The following is a 237-nucleotide window of genomic DNA, read 5'->3' as shown; positions in this document are numbered from 1 at the left end:
GATGACCTCGCGGATCGTTCCTGAGACCCAGGTGTACAGGTGACCCTGGCTCGACCAGTACGCAGGAGCGAAGAGCCCGGTGACGGGGTTGGATGACACAACGGTGCCGGTGGTGGTGTCGATGCGCTGGATCCTACTCAAGCCCCCGTACAGCTGACCGTCGACCCAGGCAAGATCCCCGGCGACGCCGGTGGAAAGGTTCAGCGCTTTGATCACTGTGTTCGTCGTGACGTCGAC

1 protein-coding gene is annotated in these 237 nt (G+C 62.4%); it reads right to left on the bottom strand.

The window, feature by feature from the left end; translation table 11 throughout:
- On the bottom strand, nucleotides 1-237 hold a 237-nt coding region (locus SB717_RS39430; protein WP_410908767.1), incomplete at both ends, for a DUF6923 family protein.

This window comes from Priestia sp. SIMBA_032, from assembly GCF_046535215.1.
Taxonomy (GTDB): domain Bacteria; phylum Bacillota; class Bacilli; order Bacillales; family Bacillaceae_H; genus Priestia; species Priestia aryabhattai.
This window is presented reverse-complemented; position numbering and strand designations above follow the sequence as displayed.